Source organism: Neisseria blantyrii, from assembly GCF_962747855.1.
Taxonomy (GTDB): domain Bacteria; phylum Pseudomonadota; class Gammaproteobacteria; order Burkholderiales; family Neisseriaceae; genus Neisseria; species Neisseria viridiae.
The window spans coordinates 16,168-34,999 of sequence record NZ_CAUIZY010000016.1; the positions used below are offsets into that span (position 1 = coordinate 16,168).

Annotated in this window: 19 protein-coding genes and 1 other RNA gene; 3 read left to right on the forward strand and 17 right to left on the reverse strand. The window is 53.5% G+C overall.

What is annotated here, in order from left to right:
• Positions 1–84: 84 nt before the first annotated feature.
• From ptsP to Q9J80_RS10115, 5 genes are all read right to left on the reverse strand, one after another.
• Complete coding sequence (gene ptsP, locus Q9J80_RS10095; RefSeq protein ID WP_301673295.1) at positions 85–1,860, reverse strand: phosphoenolpyruvate--protein phosphotransferase; 1,776 nt, start codon at positions 1,858–1,860, stop codon at positions 85–87.
• Positions 1,860–2,129, reverse strand: a complete 270-nt coding sequence (locus Q9J80_RS10100) for an HPr family phosphocarrier protein (protein WP_301673296.1) — start codon at positions 2,127–2,129, stop codon at positions 1,860–1,862. The genes ptsP and Q9J80_RS10100 overlap by 1 nt, the downstream gene beginning before the upstream one ends.
• A gap of 68 nt (positions 2,130–2,197) precedes the next feature.
• The gene (locus tag Q9J80_RS10105; RefSeq protein ID WP_301673297.1) at positions 2,198–2,635 is read right to left on the reverse strand and encodes a PTS sugar transporter subunit IIA; all 438 of its coding nucleotides are present in this window, start codon (positions 2,633–2,635) and stop codon (positions 2,198–2,200) included.
• Positions 2,636–2,724: 89 nt separating this feature from the next.
• Positions 2,725–3,288 carry a hypoxanthine-guanine phosphoribosyltransferase gene (locus Q9J80_RS10110; protein WP_301673298.1) on the reverse strand — a complete coding sequence of 188 codons (564 nt, stop codon included), beginning with the start codon at positions 3,286–3,288 and terminating at the stop codon, positions 2,725–2,727.
• Positions 3,289–3,356: 68 nt separating this feature from the next.
• Positions 3,357–4,181: a DNA ligase gene (locus tag Q9J80_RS10115; protein ID WP_301673299.1), complete on the reverse strand. Its 825-nt coding sequence runs from the start codon at positions 4,179–4,181 to the stop codon at positions 3,357–3,359.
• Positions 4,182–4,272: 91 nt separating this feature from the next.
• Between Q9J80_RS10115 and Q9J80_RS10120 the strand changes: the two genes are divergently transcribed.
• Complete coding sequence (locus Q9J80_RS10120) at positions 4,273–4,905, forward strand: MBL fold metallo-hydrolase (RefSeq protein WP_301673309.1); 633 nt, start codon at positions 4,273–4,275, stop codon at positions 4,903–4,905.
• 206 nt (positions 4,906–5,111) lie between these two features.
• On the opposite strand, the gene Q9J80_RS10125 is transcribed toward Q9J80_RS10120, so the two are convergent.
• From Q9J80_RS10125 to Q9J80_RS10145, 5 genes are all read right to left on the reverse strand, one after another.
• Positions 5,112–6,896 carry a DNA recombination protein RmuC gene (locus tag Q9J80_RS10125; RefSeq protein ID WP_301673300.1) on the reverse strand — a complete coding sequence of 595 codons (1,785 nt, stop codon included), beginning with the start codon at positions 6,894–6,896 and terminating at the stop codon, positions 5,112–5,114.
• Positions 6,897–7,234: 338 nt separating this feature from the next.
• A complete protein-coding gene (locus Q9J80_RS10130) occupies positions 7,235–8,023 on the reverse strand; it encodes a cytochrome c1 (protein WP_301673301.1) in 789 nt (262 codons plus the stop codon).
• Between the two features lie 14 nt (positions 8,024–8,037).
• Complete coding sequence (locus tag Q9J80_RS10135; RefSeq protein ID WP_301673302.1) at positions 8,038–9,387, reverse strand: cytochrome b; 1,350 nt, start codon at positions 9,385–9,387, stop codon at positions 8,038–8,040.
• Positions 9,388–9,405: 18 nt separating this feature from the next.
• Entirely contained in the window at positions 9,406–9,987 is a 582-nt protein-coding gene (gene petA, locus Q9J80_RS10140; RefSeq protein ID WP_301673303.1) for a ubiquinol-cytochrome c reductase iron-sulfur subunit, read from the reverse strand.
• Positions 9,988–10,109: 122 nt separating this feature from the next.
• Entirely contained in the window at positions 10,110–10,859 is a 750-nt protein-coding gene (locus Q9J80_RS10145; RefSeq protein WP_301673304.1) for a Nif3-like dinuclear metal center hexameric protein, read from the reverse strand.
• Between the two features lie 129 nt (positions 10,860–10,988).
• On the opposite strand from Q9J80_RS10145, the gene Q9J80_RS10150 reads away from it, so the two are divergent.
• The gene (locus Q9J80_RS10150; protein WP_301673305.1) at positions 10,989–11,918 is read left to right on the forward strand and encodes a LysR family transcriptional regulator; all 930 of its coding nucleotides are present in this window, start codon (positions 10,989–10,991) and stop codon (positions 11,916–11,918) included.
• 154 nt (positions 11,919–12,072) lie between these two features.
• Here the strand turns inward: Q9J80_RS10150 and rpsI are convergent, their stop codons facing one another.
• From rpsI to ppc, 7 genes are all read right to left on the reverse strand, one after another.
• Positions 12,073–12,465, reverse strand: coding sequence for a 30S ribosomal protein S9 (gene rpsI / locus Q9J80_RS10155; protein ID WP_003677242.1), 393 nt, complete (start codon positions 12,463–12,465; stop codon positions 12,073–12,075).
• Between the two features lie 9 nt (positions 12,466–12,474).
• A complete protein-coding gene (gene rplM / locus Q9J80_RS10160) occupies positions 12,475–12,906 on the reverse strand; it encodes a 50S ribosomal protein L13 (RefSeq protein WP_002257005.1) in 432 nt (143 codons plus the stop codon).
• Between the two features lie 177 nt (positions 12,907–13,083).
• Positions 13,084–13,263, reverse strand: a non-coding RNA gene (gene ssrS, locus Q9J80_RS10165) — 6S RNA.
• A 5-nt stretch (positions 13,264–13,268) separates the two neighbouring features.
• On the reverse strand, positions 13,269–13,574 hold the full coding sequence (locus Q9J80_RS10170; RefSeq protein ID WP_118997416.1) for a cell division protein ZapA: 306 nt from the start codon (positions 13,572–13,574) through the stop codon (positions 13,269–13,271).
• Positions 13,575–13,584: 10 nt separating this feature from the next.
• Positions 13,585–13,914 (reverse strand): hypothetical protein, encoded by a 330-nt coding sequence (locus Q9J80_RS10175; RefSeq protein WP_118997415.1) that lies wholly within the window; start codon positions 13,912–13,914, stop codon positions 13,585–13,587.
• Positions 13,915–13,968: 54 nt separating this feature from the next.
• The gene (locus Q9J80_RS10180) at positions 13,969–14,958 is read right to left on the reverse strand and encodes an NAD(P)H-dependent glycerol-3-phosphate dehydrogenase (RefSeq protein ID WP_301673306.1); all 990 of its coding nucleotides are present in this window, start codon (positions 14,956–14,958) and stop codon (positions 13,969–13,971) included.
• A 122-nt stretch (positions 14,959–15,080) separates the two neighbouring features.
• Positions 15,081–17,783, reverse strand: a complete 2,703-nt coding sequence (gene ppc, locus Q9J80_RS10185) for a phosphoenolpyruvate carboxylase (RefSeq protein ID WP_304672850.1) — start codon at positions 17,781–17,783, stop codon at positions 15,081–15,083.
• 45 nt (positions 17,784–17,828) lie between these two features.
• Here ppc and Q9J80_RS10190 point away from each other — a divergent pair, with 45 nt between their 5' ends.
• A complete protein-coding gene (locus Q9J80_RS10190; protein ID WP_304672851.1) occupies positions 17,829–18,722 on the forward strand; it encodes a HesA/MoeB/ThiF family protein in 894 nt (297 codons plus the stop codon).
• Positions 18,723–18,832: the final 110 nt, after the last annotated feature.

The following is an 18,832-nucleotide window of genomic DNA, read 5'->3' on the forward strand; positions in this document are numbered from 1 at the left end:
TTTCAGACGGCATTTCTTGACCAAAGCAGCTGTATTTTTTAAGGGCGTTATTTGACTGCAATCCGCTCGCATTGTCAACAATATTTATTTCCGCCCCTTGACTTCGGTTTCTTCCTCAACCGACACGCTGTTGATCTGTTTGATCAGCTTTTCCGACTTCTCTTCGTCTTCGCAGCGGATGACTTTCGCAATATCGTTTTCGAGCTGTCCGGCATTGCTGTGCAGAATGATGTTTTTGACGGGCAGGATGTTGTTTGGATTCATCGAAAAACGGCGCAGCCCCATACCCAATAAAACGCGGGTAAACGCCGTGTCGCCCGCCATTTCGCCGCACACGGACACGTCTTTTTCCATACGGTTGGCGGTACGGATGACGTGTTGCAGCATTTTCAACACGGAAGGATGTCCGGGCTGGTAGAGGTGGCTGACGCTGTCGTCGCCGCGATCGACTGACAGAATATATTGGATCAAATCGTTGGTGCCGACGGAGATGAAATCGACCAGTTTCAAAATGCTGCCGACGGTCAGCGCGGCAGACGGGATTTCAATCATGCAGCCGATGCCGACTTCGCCGAAGGCATCGCCGCGTTCGGCAAGCTGGCGGCGGGCGGTGTCCAAATGAATCAGGCACTGGCGCACTTCGGATACGGAGGTAATCATCGGCCACATCATGCGGACGGGGCCGTGTACCGCCGCACGGAGGATGGCGCGCATCTGGGTGCGGAACATGACCGGTTCGGCAAGGCACAGGCGGATACCGGTCATGCCCAGCGCGGGGTTGAGGCTGCCGTTGGGCGTGCTGTTTTTCCCGAACCAGCGCGGATTCTTGTCCACACCCAAATCGACTGTCCGTATCGTTACGCTTTTGCCCTTCATTTTTTTGACAATCGCGCTGTACACTTCGTACTGCTCGTCTTCAGACGGCATCGTATCGCGGTTCAGGTAAAGAAACTCGCTGCGGAACAGCCCGATGCCGTCTGCGCCGAGGTTGTGTAGCGGTTTCACGTCTTCGGCGGATTCTATATTGCCCACAAGCTCGATGCAGACCCCGTCGGCGGTGGCGGCAGCGGTTTTTTTGAGCTTGTTCAACTCGCGTTTGTGGCTGCGGTATTCGCGGGCGCGGCGGCGGTATTCGTCCAAGACGGTTTCATCGGGCGCGATAATCAGGATGCCGTTGATGCCGTCCACGATGACCGTTTCGCCCTCGGTAATCAGTTTGCGCGCGTTGTGCAGCCCGACGACGGACGGGATGTCCAAGCTCCTGCCTAAAATCGCCGTATGTCCGGTGGGGCCGCCGGCATCGGTAACAAAGGCGGCAATGCGCTGCTCTTTAAACAAAACCGTGTCGGCGGGCGAAAGGTCGTTTGCAATCAGCACGGTTTCGTCAAACAGGTTGTCGGCAACCTCCAACTCGTTGCCCTGCCCGATCAGGTTGTTGTGGATGCGGCGGACGACTTGCAGCATATCCTGCTTGCGTTCGCGCAAATAGGCATCGTCCATATTGTCGAATTGGGCGGCGAGTTTGTCGCTCTGCTGCTTCAATGCCCACTCGGCGTTGATTTTTTGTTCCCTTAAAATATCGACGGGTTCGCGCGACAAGGTAACATCGGTCAAGAGCATCAGGTGCAGCGAGATGAACGCGCCCAACTCGGTCGGGGCGTTTTCGGGAATCGCGCTGCGGAGCTGTTCCAACTCTTTGCGCGTGGCTTTGACGGCGGCATCGAAACGTTCGGCTTCGGCTTCGGTGTCCGCCTCCGCGACATCATACTGCGGCACTTCCTCCGTGCCGCGCGCAATCAGGTGGGCGCAACCGACGGCAATGCCTTTGCCCGCCGCCACGCCGTGCAGCACGATACTCATTATTCGCCCTCGCCGAAGTAGCCGTTGATTAAGTCGGTCAGGGCGCGCATCGCTTCCGCCTCGTCCACGCCGTCCGTCTCCAGTTCGATGACCGTACCCTTGGCGGCTGCGAGCATCATCAGCCCCATAATGCTTTTGCCGTTGACGCGGCTGCCGTTTTTCGTAACCCAGACTTCGCTTTTGAATTGGGACGCGGTTTGGGTGAACTTGCTGGACGCGCGGGCGTGGAGTCCGAGTTTGTTGATGATTTCGATGGATTGTTTGAGCATTTCGGTTCCCGTGTTATGTATATCGGCAGCAGATGCCGTTTAAAATGTTTTCTTGTCCTACCGCTCCTTCAGGCGGCATCATGGTTTTTCCGGCACACCAAATCGTCTGGTGCGGACATAATGGCGAAAATTCCCCTGACGGCGGCCTCCCTGACACTCTCGGTGAAGGCGGCAAGGTCTTCCGCCTCCGGAGAATGTTGGATGGCCTTAATCATCATCGGCGCATTCAGGCCGGTCAGAATGGCCGATTTGTTTTCGCGTACAAGGCGGCGGGCTGCATTGCAGGGGGTCGCACCGAAAATATCGGTCATAATCAGCACGCCGTCGTTGTCGGGAAATTCCTGAAGCGCGGCAATGGCGTTGTTGATGATGTCGTCTTGGTCTTCCGTCGGCTGCACGCCGAGTATGCGGACGTTTTCAGGCATCCCGCTTGGGAAAAAATGATGTGCCAGCTTGCGGTAGGCTTCGCCTATGGTTTCGTGTGTGATGATTAAAAGCCCTATCATGGTGTATATGCGTCCTGTTTATAATTCTTCTGCCAACCTGCCGTATAAACGTTATGCCGTCTGAAAAACATTCAGACGGCATTGCATCCTTATTTTCCGCCCAATGCGTAAATCTCGCCCAGATTGCGCCAGCAGCCTGCCGCATCCATGCCGTAACCGAAAACATAACGGTTCGGCACATCCAGTCCGACATAATCGGCTTTGACCGGTTTTTCTTTGTCGATTAATTTATTGGCGAACACCGCCGAACGGCAGCTTGCCGCACCCATTTCCAAAAGTTTGGCTTGAATGGCGGACATCGTATGCCCTTCGTCCAAAATATCGTCCAACACGACCACGTGCCTGCCTCGGATTTGTTCCGCATCGGGCATACGTTTCCAGTTGAACGCGCCGCCCTCCAGCTTGTCGCCGTAACGGGAAACGTGAACGTAATCAAAATCTAACGGAAAACGCAACAGCGGCAGCAACTGCCCCGTAAACACCACCGCGCCGCCCATCACGGGCAGCAGCAACGGATATTTATCCCCCAAATCGCGCGTAATCTCATCCGCCACTTTTTGCAGCGCGGCACGGCATTGGCCTTGGTCGAACAAAAGTTCGGCGTTTTCAAGCATCGCCTGTGTTTCAAGGCATTTGGTTTCTAAATCGGTCATATGTCGGAATCGGTCGGTAAAAGGAAAATTATAAACCAAAGTATCGGATGCCGTCTGAACTGTCCTGCTCAGCGGTCGGTACGCACGCGCACAAATGTGGCAAATTTCGGCGTACCTTTCTGCGTAAAGCCACGGTAGCGGTAGGTAATCAGCGTACCGATTTTGGGCGGGTTGTCGCGGTCTTGGTCTTTGAAGCCGCTGCCGATGCGGAATTCTCCGTGCCGGTTTTTGCAGCCGACCGCGCCCAGCCGTCCGGCATTGCGCCCTTTGCCTTCATAGTGCCGCGTTACCGTGCATTCGTCGTCGTATTGGCTTTTCAGCTTCAATAATTGGCTGCTCCTGCCACCGTTGTAACGGGATTCGGGCTGGCGCAGCATCACGCCTTCGCCGCCCTGCGCTTCGATTTGTTTTAAAAAGTCCATTGCGTGCTGCCGGTCGCGCACTTTGATTTGCGGGATGATGGTAATCGGCGCGTTCGGATGCGTTTTCAGCCATTGCGTTGCAGCTGCCAAACGTTGGTAGAGGTTGCCCTGCGCCTTGGGTACGTCGAAAACGTGCAGGCGGATGCCGCGCCAGTCTGAAGAAGCAGAACGCACGGCGGCGGAAATCTGCTCGAACTGACCGCGTCCGCTGTACAATTCGCCGTCCAAAGGATAAGGCGGAAACTGCGCGGTAAAACCTTTGGGCGGCGTGAATACATATCCTTGCCGACTGACTAAATGTTTACCGTCCCAATACGCGCGCACGCCGTCGAGCTTCTCGCTCATCGCCCAGCCTGCAATCTCTTGGTCTTTGTATTCCTGCGCCAGCATCAAATCCGCCGCGCCTGCCGATGCAGGGATGAAAACCGCCGTAAAAATCGGTATGATGCCGCCGATTGTCTTCTTAATCACCTGATTCCCCCAATATCAAAACAGGCGGCAAACCGCCATAAAACAAACGGCAAACCCGATGCCGTCTGAAAAACCGTTTAGGAACACGCCGATGACCCTACGTTACGAAATCCTCCCCGTTACCCCCTTCCGCCAAAACTGCACCCTGATTTGGGACGACGAAAGCGGCGAAGCCGTCCTGACCGATGTCGGCGGCGACGTGCCGTTCCTGCTGCAAGCGTTGGCAAACCGCAAACTCACGTTCACGGCAATCTGGCTGACGCACGGCCATCTCGATCACGCGGGCGGCGTGGTCGAAATGTTGAAAACGCATAAAGTCCCCGTCCTCGGCCCGCACCGCGAAGATGAATTCCTGCTCCAATCGCTGCCGCAAACCACCGCGCAATACGGATTTCCCGTCTCGCCCGCCTTTGCGCCGAACCGTTGGCTCGAAGAAGGCGAAACGCTCACGGTCGGACGCTATGCCTTTCAAGTGCTGCATATTCCGGGCCATACGCCGGGACATGTCGTCTTTTATTGCGCCGAGGCGGAATTGCTGATTGCGGGCGACGTGCTGTTTTACGAAACCATAGGCAGGACCGATTTTCCGCGCGGCAACCACGCCGACTTAATCAATAATATCCGCAACAAATTATTCGCCCTCCCCGAAACCGTGCAAGTTGTCGCCGGACACGGGCGTATGACTTCCATCGGACACGAAAAACGGCACAATCCGTTTTTCTAACCGCCTTCCCTACGGTCTTCAGACGGCATCATCTGCACTGATGCCGTCTGAAACACAAAAGGCTCAGACAACCGCCGCCTTGCCGGAGCACCTCGCCGGACAAGGCTTTGGTAAGTACTTCAAACAAACCCCGAATCAGAACCGGCACAGTTACGCCGCGCTTTCGGCATTCCCGCCCCTGCTGAAACAATATTTTTCCGCACAAGTCAGACTGCTTCATCTTCTGCCGCATATTCCAAAGATTCCGACAACGCCGTTGTTTCATTGGCACGTTCAGTCAAATCTCGTGCAAGCTGCTTGTTTGCCTTCACACCCAACAGACGCAGTTTCTCGGCACGGCCGACCAGATTTCCGCGCCCCTCGGCAAGTTGCTTAAATGCCGTCTGAAAGCTGCTTTGCGCCTGATCGATGCTTTTGCCGACGCTTTCGAGCGTTTGGGCGAAACCGACAAACTTGTCATACAGCTTGCCGCCTTCGTCCGCAATCGCCAGTGCGTTCTGATTTTGCTGTTCGTTGCGCCAAATATTCGCCACCGTCCTCAAAGTTGCCAGCAGCGTACTGGGGCCGACCAGCATAATCCGTTTGTCGAAACACTCTTGAAACAAGCCCGCGTCATGCTGCAACGCCAGCAGGTACGCTGGTTCGACAGGGATAAACATAAAGACGAAATCCAATGTGTTCACACCTTCCAAATCGGTGTAATCCTTCAGCGACAAGCCTTTCATATGCGCGCGTATGCTGGCAACGTGTGCCGCCAGTTCGCGTGCCGCCGCATCCGCATCCGCCGCCTGCGTATAGCGCACATAAGCCGTCAGCGAAACCTTAGAATCAATCACAATCTGCTTGTTGTCGGGCAGGTTGACCAAAACGTCGGGCTGAAGGCGGCGCGTGCTGCCGTCTTCCTCCTTACGGACAGATGCTGCCTGAACCGTATATTCCCGTCCCTTCTGGAGGCCGGAATTTTCCAAAACCGTTTCCAGAATCATCTCGCCCCAATTGCCCTGAACCTTATTCTGCGTACCGGTCAGCGCATTGGTCAGGGCCTTTGCCTCGCTGTGCAGCTGCGCATTCAATCCTTGAAGCCGTTTCAATTCGTTTTCCAACGTCAGCCGCTCGCGCGATTCTTTATCATAGGTTTGCTTGACCAACTCGCCGAAACCGTGAATGCGTTCGTTTAACGGGTTCAAAACCTGATGGAGCTGCTCCCGGTTCTGCTCGGTAAAACGGCGGCTTTTTTCTTCCAAAATCGTGTTGGCAAGATTTTGAAACTGTTCACTCAAGCTCTTGCGCGCCTCGCCCAGTAAGGACAGCTTCTCTTCAGAAGCAAGGCGTTCCTGTTCGATTTGCGTTGCCAAACGTTCGTTTTCAACCGCCAAACCCTGTGCCTTTTCCTGCAACTCGGTATGCGACTGCCTCAACCGCTCCGCCTCTGCCTCTTTTTCCTGCAAATGGGCAATCTGTTTTTCGGCTGCGGCAAAACGGTTGCCTACATCGGAAAGGTCGTTTTGCACATCGCGGACAGTTTGGCGGCTTTCTTCCAAATCGGTTTCGATTCTTTGGCGGATTTGACGTTCCAGCGCATATTGGTCGGCAAATGCCTTCCGCTCCTGTCCGAGCTGAGTTGCCAAACGTTCGTTTTCAACCGCCAAACCCTGTGCCTTTTCCTGCAAATCGATATACGACTGCTTCAGGCGCGCCGACTCCGCCTCTTTTTCCTGCAAATAAGCAATCTGCTTTTCGGCTGCGGAAAAACGGTTGCCCAAAGCATAATTTTCGTCTTGCAAATGCTCGTATTTCCCATCTAAAACGGCAAATTCCGATGCAATTTCTGCGTGTGCCTGTTCAATAAAATCACATCTTGCCGCCTTTTCCGCCAACTGCGCGTTCAATACGGCTAATACACCTTGAAACCGGCTCTTCATCAGTAACCATGTAAACAACACGCCTGACAGCAAAGCCGCCAGCAATAGCAACACAGTCATCAGCTCCATAAATCATCCTAACATTCAAACATTTTCACACCGGACAAAACCGCCGCTTATTCCGATTCTACCTGTTTGTTCGACATAGCTCCAAAAAATATAGCGGATTGGCTTTAAACCTGTTCGACATCGCCTTACCATGCTGCTTGCGGTTTCAGACCTTTTCCTAATTCAATATCAATCTGCCACAAACCCTGATTAAGTTCCCGATGTCTGACATTTTTAGAATGATGCCGTCTGAAATGTTACAGCTATGTTCAGACGGCATACGGGTGCTGATTTTCCCAAGGGGCCGAAGCATGCAAAAAGGGCAAACCCTAAAGGATTTGCCCTTTTGTTCCAAACGCTTAATGTACGTCTTTCCAATATTCTTTTTTCAGGAAATACGCCAAAGGCAGCATAACCGCAAATAGGAAAATCATCACGATATAGCCTATACGTTTGCGTTGCAGTTGTGCAGGCTCGCCCATGTACACAAGATAGTTCACCAAATCGCGTACATATGCGTCGTACTCTTTTTGGATCACTTTGCCGTTCGGCAGGCGGCGGCTGTGCAAACCGGTAGATTCCCAATACAGCTTAGGCTTCATCTCGCCGTGTTCGTCTTTTACCATAACCGGCTGGCCTTTGGCATCCAATTCGACTGCCTGAACACCTTGCTGTTCCCACAACGGGTGGGGCATGCCGACTTTATCGAATACGGTATTGTTCCAGCCGCTCGGACGGGTCGGATCTTTATAGAAGCCGCGCATATAGGCGTAAAGGTAGTCCGCGCCCCTCGAACGGGCAATCAGCGTCAAATCCGGAGGAGCCGCGCCAAACCATTTTGCCGCATCTTTCGGGTTCATCGCCGAATGCATCACATCGCCGACATTATCGGTGGTAAACATCAGGTTTTTCTTGATTTCTTCGTCAGTCAAACCGATGTCTTTCAAACGGTTGAAACGCATACCGCTTGCCGAGTGACATGACAGACAGTAGTTGGTAAAGATTTGTGCGCCACGTTGCAAGCTTACTTGGTCGCGCAAATCGATATCGACTTTCTCATAGTGTGCATGACCGCCCGAAGCAAATGCCGCACTCATGGGTACTGCCAACAGTAAGGCAGCAAACCAGTTTTTCATAACTTGTTTCATTTTGACTGCCCTCATCAGATGTTGGTTGCAAACAGATATGCACAAACCGCCGTAATGCCTACATAAACAAAAAACATGATTTTCTGTTTGGCGGTACTCATGGTTACACGTTCAGGAACCGGTTTGTTAGTATCCAGTTTGGTATAGAACGGCATACCCAAGAAGAATGCAAAATAAACGAAGGACAGGATGCGCGCAACCAAAGTACGCGTATCAGTTGCCACCATCGCACCCAAAATACCCAAACCGATAAAGGCAATGATGAACAGAACCAATGCGGTTTTAAAGATCGGGCCACGATAGCGGACGGATTTAACCTCGCCCCTATCCAGCCAAGGCAACAGGGCAATCAGTACAACTGCCGCACCCATACCGATTACACCCCATACCTGTGTTCCCAAGAACGAGGGAATCGCACGCAAAATGGCGTAGAACGGAGTGAAGTACCATACCGGTGCAATGTGCGGAGGTGTTTTCAGCGCATTCGCAGCATCGAAGTTCGGCGCTTCGAGGAAGTAGCCGCCACCTTCAGGTGCAAAAAACAACACAGAACAGAAGACAATCAGGAATACAACGACGCCCAAGATGTCTTTAACGGTGTAGTAAGGATGGAATGGGATACCGTCGCGCGGGATACCGTTTTCGTCTTTGTTTTTCTTGATTTCAACGCCGTCAGGGTTGTTAGAACCCACTTCGTGCAGGGCGATGATGTGCGCCACAACCAAGCCGAGCAATACCAGAGGTACTGCGATAACGTGCAGGGCAAAGAAGCGGTTCAGGGTAACGTCGGAAACATTGAAGTCGCCGCGAATCCAAGTGGACAAATCCGGACCGATGACTGGAATGGCAGAGAACAGGTTAATAATTACCTGCGCACCCCAAAAGGACATTTGCCCCCAAGGCAGCAGGTAGCCCATAAAGGCTTCCGCCATCAATGCCAAGAAAATCAGGGAGCCAAAAATCCACACCAACTCACGGGGTTTTTTATACGAACCGTAAATCAAACCACGGAACATGTGCAGATAAACAACAATGAAGAAGAAAGATGCGCCGGTGGAGTGCATGTAGCGGATAATCCAGCCGCCGGACACGTCACGCATGATGTACTCTACTGCGGTAAAGGCAGCAGGCAGATGGTAGGCGTTAAGGTTGCCGTCCGGTTTGTAGTTCATGGTCAGGAAAATACCGCTGACGATTTGAATTACAAGGACGAGCAGAGCCAAAGAGCCGAAGTAGTACCAGAAGTTGAAGTTCTTCGGCGCGTAGTATTGAGCCAAATGCTCATTCCACATTTTAGACAGAGGGAAACGAGCGTCCGTCCAGTCTAACAATGCTTTTGCTTTGCTATTGGTTTGGTTTGCCATAATTATCGTTCCTTATTTTTAGTCTTCGCCTACCAAGACTGTCGTATCGCTCAGATATTTGTAGGGCGGAACAACCAGGTTGGTCGGTGCAGGAACACCTTTATACACTCGGCCTGCCATGTCGAATTTCGAACCGTGGCAAGGGCAGAAGAAACCGCCTTTCCAGTCTGCACCCAAATCCGCAGGGGCAACGTCGGGACGGTAAGTCGGAGAGCAACCCAGGTGAGTACAGATACCGATAGCGACGAGGAGGTTCGGCTTGATCGAACGGGTCTCGTTTTTGCAGTTTTCAGGCTGATGATCCACTTCGGAATTGGGATCGACAACTGAGCCATCCAAACTTTTCAAGTCTTTGAGCTGTTGATCTGTGCGGTTGACCAGCCAAATTGGTTTGCCCTGCCATTCGGCAGTCAGCATTTGGCCTGCTTCGATTTTGCTGACATCTACTTCGACAGCAGCACCGGCAGCCTTAGCTTTCTCCGATGGGAAGAAGCTGGCCACGAAAGGCGTAGCTACGCCCAGAGCCGCCACACCGCCTGCACCGCAAGTAGCCAGTGTCAGGAAACGGCGGCGACCGTTGTTGATTTCTTGATTATCCATTATTCAGTCGTCCTAAAATTTTGGGAATACCGAGCCATTAAACATTGCAATTTTACCCAGTTTGCAGTGATACTCAAAGCATTATTTAAAATAAGGTAAAGTTTTATGATATTTCTCAATACTCAAGCCGGGTTGTTTTCGTCAAAATGGCACACTTCCAACCCGAAAGCCTCTGCCGCCGATTCTGCCAGCGCGCGCGCACCGTAGCGTTCCGTCGCGTGATGCCCTGCCGAAATGAAAGCCGTACCCGTTTCATTGGCGAGGTGGTATTGGGCTTCGGAAATTTCCCCCGTCAGATACAGATCGACGCCTTCATCTATTGCCGTCTGAAAAAAGCCCTGTGCACCGCCGGTACACCATGCGACCCGTCGGATTTCGTGTTCGGGATTGCCGATGACGACAGGCTTGCGTTGCAGGACAGTTTCAATGTGCGCCGCCAATGCGCCGAGTGTCTTGGCTTGTTTCAGGCAGCCCGAGTTGAGCAGGTTTTGTTCTCCGAACCGTTTTTCTATCGCAAAACCCAATCTGTCGGCGAGTTGGGCATTGTTGCCCAGTGTGGGATGTGCATCCAGGGGCAGATGGTAGCCTGCCATATTGATGTCGTGCCGTAACAGTGCGGCAATCCGTTCTTTTTTCCAACCGGTAACGGTCGGCGGCTCGCTTTTCCAGAACATACCGTGATGCACCAAAAGCAAATCTGCCTTCTGCTCCACAGCAAAATCAATCGCTGCCCTGCTTGCCGTTACCGACGTAACGATTTTCCCGATATATTCCCTCCCTTCAACCTGCAAACCATTGGGGGCGTAATCTTTAAACGATGCCGTCTGCAACGTTTCGTCGCACCAGGCTAAAAAATCTCTGCGCAAAACCATATTTTTTCCTGTCATTTCCAAACAAGCGGGCATTCTAACCGCAAATGCCCGAAACGCCCATTTTTCCGATTTGCACCCGCATATGAATTATTTTAATATGCGCCGGTTCAATATGCCGTCTGAAGCCTTATGGATTCCATCATCGAATTGCGCCACCTCAAAACCCTGCTGGCACTCGAAGAAACCGGCAGCGTATCCCTTGCCGCCAAACGGATTTTCCTTACCCAATCTGCACTTTCCCACCAAATCCGTATGCTTGAAAACCACTACGGCGCACCGTTGTTCGAACGAAAATCCACGCCTTTACGCTTTACCCCGGTTGGAGAAAGGCTGTTACGCCTCGCTCACGACCTGTTACCGCAAGTTACCGATGCAGAACGTGATTTGGCGCGCATTATAGAAGGAGAGGCAGGAGAATTGCGGATTGCCGTCGAATGCCATACCTGTTTCGACTGGCTCATGCCCGCAATGGGTGAATTCCGCCCGATATGGCCCCAAATCGAATTGGATATCGTATCGGGATTCCAAGCGGACCCTATCGGACTGCTGCTGCAACACCGCGCCGATCTTGCCATTGTTTCCGAAGCGGAAAAACAAAACGGTATTTCTTTCCAACCGCTGTTTGCCTACGAAATGGTCGGCATTTGCGCACCGGACCATCCGCTTGCCGCCAAAAACGTTTGGACGGCGGAAGACTTTATCGGGGAAACCCTGATTACCTATCCCGTTCCCGATGAAATGCTGGATTTACCCAAAAAAATCTTAATTCCGAAAAACATCAACCCACCGCGCCGACACAGCGAACTGACCATTGCCATTATCCAACTGGTTGCCAGCCGGAGGGGAATCGCCGCCCTTCCCTATTGGACAGTCATGCCCTACCTTGAAAAAGGCTATGTCGTCCACCGCCAAATTACTGCCGACGGACTGCAAAGCAAACTGTATGCCTCCGTCCGCACCGAAGATACGGACAAGAGCTATCTGAACAATTTTTGCCAAATCATACGAGAACGCGGTTTTGCAGATTTGCCCGGACTGAGCGAATTGGAACCGGTCTGATTTCCCTTGTTCAAACCATACCCGGGCGTTTTTTCTATTTTTCATCTACTGTTTTTGATTTTTACCCAATCCGTAATCTTTAGATTAACAATGGAAAACCGTCTGCTACAAATAAAAAACCCTGCGATAAGCAGGGTTTTTTGAATTTCCAACATTAACGTTTGGAGAATTGTTTTGCACGGCGTGCTTTGCGCAGACCCGGTTTTTTACGCTCGACTTCGCGGGCATCTCGGGTAACGAAACCGGCTTGAGACAAGGCAGGTTTCAGCGCGGCATCGAAGTCGATCAGGGCACGGGTAATGCCGTGACGGATAGCGCCGGATTGACCGGTTTCACCACCGCCGACAACATTGACTTTGATGTCGAACGATTCTGTGTTTTCAGTCAGAACCAAGGGTTGGCGAACAACCATTCGGCTGGTTTCACGTGCGAAGAATTCGTCAACGGGTCGGCCGTTTACGATGATTTGACCTGTACCTTTAGTCAGGAATACACGAGCCACTGAACTTTTGCGGCGGCCTGTGCCGTAGTAGTATTTACCGTTCATGTCGCGTCCTTATTTCAATTCCAAAACTTTGGGTTGTTGTGCGGCATGGGCATGTTCTGCACCAGCGTACACTTTCAGTTTTTTAATCATGGCGTAACCCAAGGGACCTTTAGGCAACATGCCTTTTACGGCTTGTTCCAAAGCGCGGCCCGGGAATTGCTCTTGCATTTCGCGGAAGGTGCGTTCGTAGATACCTCCTGGGAAACCGGAATGGCGGAAGTATTTTTTGTCTTCGAATTTGGCACCGGTTACACGCAGTTTGTCCGCGTTGATAACAATGATGTAATCGCCGGTATCGACGTGGGGGGTGTATTCAGGTTTGTGTTTGCCACGCAGACGGCTGGCGACTTCGGACGCAACGCGACCCAAGACTTTGTCTTGGGCATCGATGACGAACCATTCGCGCTTCACCTCGTGGGGTTTCGCTGAAAAGGTTTTCATAGTGGAAATCCAGATAGATATAGAAAGTTGTAAATTCTAAAGACAGGATTCGATTTTGTCAATCGCATTACCGCGTTACGGAAGGATTTTCCGGATTTCGGCAGACTGCATACTGCTTTTTCAGGCGGGGCGGCGGCCAATGTGAAAAACCGCATCGTTGCGATGCGGTTTTGAATGGGAATCCCCGCGAGAGCCGTTTCGGCCGAATCCGCTTGAACCTTGCTGACAAGGCGGCTGCCTCGGGTAGTTTCGGGTGCGTCCGCAAAAGGACGCTCGCGCCCACTACTGCTCCCGGCAACCTTAAGCGAACTTATTGGTTCAAAGGAATATATGCCTTCGCGGACACCGCAGGGAAAAAGGGGTTACTCCTGCGCCAAGCGAGATAGTGCTTTTTGGCAGGCGTTGTCCATATCGACTATTTTACGCGCAAAATCGCCGATTGCCAAATCGCCGCCGTTCAGGGAGGTTTTCAACAGGTCGTGGACGACGTTGAGCGCGGCCATAATGACGATTTTTTCGCTGTCCGCGACGCGTCCGCCTTCGCGGATGGCTTCGGCTTTGCCGTTGAGCATTCCGACTGCCTGCAACAGTGTGTCTTTTTCTTCTGCCGGAGTGTTGACGGTCAGCCGGGCGTTCATGACTTCGATGTGGACTTGTTCGATGTTCATCCTTTAATCCTTATTGCTGCGTTTCCTGCAGTTGGGGGAGGCGCGCTGCCAGTGCGCTGATTTTTTCCCTGCTCTGTTCGAGCAGGCTGCGGTATCGTGCATTTTCTTCTGTCAGGCTGTCGATTTTGTTTTGCAGGTCTTCTTTGAGTTTGCCGACTTGGACGAGCAGGGCTTCGCTGAGTTCGTCGACAGCGGTTTCGTGTTCGAGTTTTTGCCGCTCGTGCGCCCGTTTGAGTTCGGCAACGGTTTCTTTGAGGCGGCGGTTTTCGCTGACGAGGGTTTCGAATTTTTGTACCAGTGTATAAACGCTGCTTTCGAGTTTTTCGATATTTTGTTTCATAACCTTACCTGTCCGTATGCCGTCTGAAGGCTTCAGACGGCATCTGTATGTTGTTTATTCGAAACGCGCGCTGCGTTCCATCAGCCTTTCGACGACCTGCTGAGGGGTCATTTCTTTGCGGATGAGTTGCAGCAGGGTTTGGGTAATCGGCATGTCGATTTGGTATTTGCAGGCGGTATTGAAGACTTCTTCTATCGTACTGACCCCTTCGGAAACGTGTCCGATTTCGACAAGCACCTGATGCAGTTCCTTGCCTTCTGCCAAACCCAAACCGACGCGGCGGTTGCGCGAGAGTGCGCCGGTACAGGTCAAGATGAGATCGCCGATACCGGCCAGCCCCATCATGGTTTTGGACTGTGCGCCCATTGCGGAAGCAAGGCGGGTGATTTCGGCCAATCCGCGCGTAACCAATGCGGCGCGGGCGTTAAGCCCGTACTCTAGACCGTCGGACAATCCGGTGGCAATCGCCATGACGTTTTTTACCGCGCCGCCAACCGCCACGCCGATAACATCGGTACTGCCGTAAAGCCGCATAACCGAAGTGTTGAGTTGGGGGACAAGTTCCTCGACCCATTCTTGGTTTTCGGAGGCGAGGACGACGGCACAGGGCAGTTGTTTGGCCAGTTCCTGTGCAAAACTCGGACCGGAGAGTACGCCGATTTTCTTATTATCGGGCAATACTTCTTTCAATACTTGAAAGGTCAGCAGCCCGGTATCCTGCTCGAAGCCTTTGCAGGCGGCAAGGACGGGGAGGTGTCCCGCGCCGTACTGTTTGAGCAGCTCTGCGCTGCTTCTCAATCCGGCAACGGAGGTTACGATAAGGACAAGTCCGCTGTCTTTGAGCGCGTCTGCCAAATCCGTACATACTTCCAGCGTTTCAGGAAAGGGGAAACCGGGCAGCCCGTGCTTGTTTTCACGTTCTTCCTTCATTTGGCGGACTTGATCTGCGTTGCGCGTCCATAGGGATACGCGGTTGCCGTGTTGGGAAAAATGCAGGGCGAGCGCCGTACCCCACGAACCTGCGCCGATAACGGTAATTTTCATTGGTCGTCTTTCAACATATCACTGCCGTTCACTTTAAAACAATCGCTGTTTCTCTGCAAGTGCAGACAGGGAAATGCCGTCTGAAAGGCGTTCAGACGGCATTTTATCCCGAAACGGCACAATCAGCCGGTATTGCGCAAACCTTGCGCCACGCCGTTGATGGTCAGGTGCACCATCAGCAGCGCGTGCGGATTGTCGGGTTCTTTACGCAGGCGTTTGAGCATGGCGACTTGCAGGCCGTTGAGCGCGTTCAGGTATGGAATCCTCAAGGCAAGCGAACGGGCGAGGCTGCGGTTGTCGCGCAGGAGCTCTTCGGTTTGCAGCAGGTCGAGCAGGGCTTTGCGGCTGCGTTGATATTCTTCCTTAATCATGCCGAAGATAACGGCGGCTTTTTCCGGCGATTCGCTCAAGCCGGCGTAGTTTTCCGCCAGGGTGATGTCGGTTTTCGCCATGACTTGTTCCATATTGGAGAGCATGGCTTGGAAGAAGGGGTTGTTTTGAGCGTGTTCGCGCAGGGCGGCGAGGGTTTCGGGACTGCCTTCGCACAAGGTTTCCACCGCGCTGCCGAAGCCGTACCAAGCCGGCAGCATGAGGCGGTTTTGCATCCAAGAGAATACCCACGGAATCGCGCGCAAGTCCTGAATCCGCGCCAAGGTTTTGCGGCTGGCGGGACGGCTGCCGAGGTTGAGGGTGGCGATTTCCTGAATCGGACTGGTTTGCAGGAAATAGTCGATGAAGTCGGGATGGGTAATCAGTTCGCGGTAGTATTTGAACGATACGTCCGACAATGCCTGCATCAGTTTGGCATCAGGGTCTTTTTGATCGGGCAGCAGGCTGGCTTCGAGCGTTGCGGCAACCAAGGTTTCCAAGTTGCGTTGTGCGTTGCCGGGGTCGGCGTATTTGGCGGTGATGACTTCGCCTTGCTCGGTAATGCGGATTTGTCCGGCCACGCTGCCGGCCGGTTGGGCGAGAATGGCTTGGTAAGACGGACCGCCGCCGCGACCGACGCTGCCGCCGCGTCCGTGGAACAGGCGCATGCGGACATCGTATTTTTTGAAGAGTTCGACCAAACCCAATTCCGCCTGATAGAGACACCATGAGCTGGTAACGTAGCCGCCGTCTTTGTTGGAGTCGGAGTAGCCGAGCATGATTTCTTGGATGTTTCCACGGCTTTCGAGCAGGGCATCATACCAGTCGAGGCGGAACATGGTTTCCATGACCGGACAGGCGTTTTCGAGCGCTTCGATGGTTTCAAACAGCGGCACGATATTGATGCGGCTGCGCGGTTTGCCGTTTTCCACCACCAACAGGCCGCTTTCTTTCAGCAGCAATGCCAAGGCGAGCAGGTCGCTGGGTTGTTCGCAGTTGGAAATAATGCTTTGCGTAACGGCATCTTCACCGAATTCGTCTTTGATTTTGCGTGCTTCGTTGAAAATCGCCAGTTCGCGGCGGGTATGATCGCTGTATGTGATGAACGGGCTGTACAACGGACGTTGATGGCTCAATTCGCGCAACAGGGCGGTTTGTTTTTGCTCTTCGTTCAGGCTGTTGTAGTCTTCCAGGCCTGCGTGTTGGAAAAGCTCGGCAACCACATCGGCGTGTTTGCCTGCGTGTTGGCGCAGGTCGAGCGGCATCATGTGGAAGCCGAACACGGATACGCTGCGGATAATGTCGGCAAGACGGCCTTCCGCCAGCAGTCGGCTGCCGTTGTCGATAAGGGAACGTTGCAGTTTTTTCAAATCATCCAGAAACTCTTGTGCCGAAGCATAAGGCTCGAGAAAGCCGAATTTGCAGCCCATACCCAAACCGAGCGCGCGCGCTTTGCCCATAGCGCGCGCCATAATGTAGGCGATGGCGCGGCGGTAGGGTTCTTCGGCGCGGGCGATTTCTTCGTCGGGCGATTTGTCGGACAACGCCGTCACATCGCCGTTGACTTTGACGCGGCGGATGGAGAGCGGCAGTTCGCGGTAGAGTTTGTCGAGTTCGCCGCGATAGAAGCGGAACACGGCATCGGCATGCCGTCTGAACGCAAAGCGCAGGGTTTCGGCAGAAACAAACGGATTGCCGTCGCGGTCGCCGCCGATCCAGCCGCCGATTTTGAGGATGTCCGGAACGCGGACGCCGGGATAGGCCGTCTGAAAGTCGTGTTCCATCTTGCGGTAGAGCTTGGGCAGGGCTTCAAAAAAGCTCATCGGGAAGATGGACACGCCGTTGTTGATTTCGTCGTTGACGCTGAGTTTGTGGTGGCGCGTTTCGCTGGTCTGCCACAAGCCCAAAAGCACGGTGTCGATTTCGCGGCGCAGCCGTGCCAGCGCATCGGCATTGGTGCAGCGTTCGCGTTGCGGCAGCAGCGCGCGGATGCGGCGGTTGAAATTCAAAACAGTTTGGCGTTGCACTTCGGTCGGGTGCGCGGTCAAAACGGCGGTCACGGACGTATTGTCCAACTGCCGCTGCACCGATTTGCCGTCGGCTTTCCCCGCCTTGAGCCTGCGGACGGTTTCCGTCAGGCTGCCTTCTGCTGCGTTGTGGCCGGCATCTTCGTGGATTTGGCGGCGGCGTTCGTGGTGCACGTCTTCGGCGATATTCAGAATCTGGGCGAACAGCCCGCAGGCAAGCGTCAGATCGTAGGTCTGCCGTTCGTCCAATTGCGGCAATACTTTTTCAATCAATGCCGCGCTGTCGTCGGAAGTGGACAAGAGTTTGACCGTTTCGACAACCAACGGCGAGGCTTCTTCGTGCAGGAGGTTGAACAGGGACTGTTTCAAAAATTCCGCGTCCGCCGCCAAAGCGGCATCTTTCGGATTATTTAAGATATGCAGTTGCATGATTTTTCTCTCTCGTTTGCCGTAAATATTGTAAATGTACCCCAAATGCCGCATCCGTGCCAAACCGTTCACACTTTAACCGTCCGTGTCCCGAAATGCCGTCTGAAGTTGAACACCGCCCGACGGCAGCGTTACAATCGCCCGCAACTGTTTTTTCCGAACATCATCATGACCACGACCGAACACGACAACGACGATGCATTCCTGCTGCGGTACAGCCGCCACATCCTCTTGGACGAAATCGGCATCGAAGGGCAGCAGAAACTTTCCGCCGCGCATATTTTGGTCGTCGGCTGCGGCGGATTGGGTGCCGCCGCCCTGCCCTACCTTGCCGCTTCCGGCATCGGCACGCTGACCATAGCCGATTCCGACACGGTCGAACTGCACAACCTGCAACGTCAGGTTGCATTTGACGAGGGCGATGTCGGCAAGCCCAAAGCCGAAGCCTTGGCAGACCGCCTGAAACGCATCAACCATACCGTCAACGTCCGCGCCGTCAACGAAAAACTCGACGGCTGCCGCCTGACCGGTTTGGTTCAAGCCGCCGACATCGTTTTAGACTGCTGCGACAACTACGCCACGCGGCAAGCCGTCAACCGTGCCTGCGTGCAAACGAAAACACCGCTGGTTTCAGGGGCGGCGGTACGCTTTGAAGGGCAACTTGCCGTGTACCGTCCCGACTTGCCCGACTCGCCGTGTTACGCCTGCCTGTTTGACGGCGGATCGGCTTCAGACGGCATCTGTTCCCTCTTCGGCGTGTTCTCGCCGCTGGTCGGCATCATCGGCAGTACCCAAGCGGCGGAAGCTCTGAAAATCCTGCTGGATGCGGGCGAACCGTCGCACGGCAGGCTGGCGGTTTACCGTGCCTTGGAAGGGGGCTGGCAATATTTCGACCTGCCGCGCAACCCCGAATGCCCGGTTTGCGGCGCGGAACGGTAAAACCCTGCCGCCGTTTCAGACGGCATCCAAACGGATGCGGAGGAACGGTTTTAAAAATTTACATTTCTTTGCAAAAAAAAAAAAAAAAAAAAAAAAAAAAAAAAAAAATT